Source organism: Vibrio sp. 10N.222.48.A3, assembly GCF_041475345.1.
GTDB classification, from domain to species: Bacteria; Pseudomonadota; Gammaproteobacteria; order Enterobacterales; family Vibrionaceae; genus Vibrio; species Vibrio tasmaniensis_A.
This window is the reverse complement of the sequence record NZ_JBFRVX010000829.1, coordinates 1-852: the sequence shown is the minus strand read 5'-3', so window position 1 is coordinate 852 and position 852 is coordinate 1. Positions and strand designations below refer to the sequence as shown.

Here is an 852-nt window from a genome sequence, read left to right as displayed (position 1 = left end):
ACCTTGTGGCAGGTTTATACCCAGCTATTCCCACATAAATTACACGAACGTAAGATATGAAAAAAGCCGCTAAAAAGCGGCTTTTTATCATGAGTCGGTCGGAGCGGCGCCCGCAGCTTTATAATTGAATACAAATTCATTACAAGTTGCTGCAAGTCAATAATATAAGAAACCCGCTCTAGTGCCATCAAGTGTACATTGTTAGAATATGCAACATACCACCTTTCAACGCGGTGGAGAAACGACTCCCAAATCTAAATGTTTTACCGAGTCCATCCTAATCTTCATAAGAGCAACGTACAAAACAATGCAAACCAATACACATTCCACAGTACCAAATAAAGAACTAAGTGACCTACTCGCAGTTGAAAGGTACAAGTTTATTCAGGACAAAATAAAATTTTTAGACAATCAGCAACACTCAAATTTCACAACATTATTGAAAGTGATCATCGCGCTCTCTACATTCATCGTAGCCTCTTTAATCGCGGGCTCAGAATGTAAGATATCAAATGAAACTGTTTCTTTTGCAATATCTTCAACTGGGGTTGCCTTAACTATTACCTGTGTATATTTACTGGGATTAAGTATCGCTGTTCTATTTTCTTGGATAGATTACAGAAAAGAAGAAGTCGAGTTACTCAATAAAGTCAATTGTGACTTAAATCGTTCTGATCCGGACATTAAACCCTGCAAATTAATCCGATGGAATGAGTTCCACTTTATGGTTTTGCTAGTATTACTAACTATCATGGGTATTGTCACTTTCATTAACCCAAACTACCTAATGAATATATTAGACTCTGTAACTTGCCCTAAATAATAAAAATAGGCAGAGGTATAAGAATATAC

The 852-nt window shown here is 36.6% G+C and carries 1 protein-coding gene; it reads left to right on the top strand.

Translation table 11 applies throughout. From position 1 onward, the window contains the following. The first annotated feature begins 307 nt into the window (after positions 1-307). Entirely contained in the window at positions 308-823 is a 516-nt protein-coding gene (locus tag AB4653_RS20410; protein ID WP_102258130.1) for a hypothetical protein, read from the top strand. Positions 824-852: the final 29 nt, after the last annotated feature.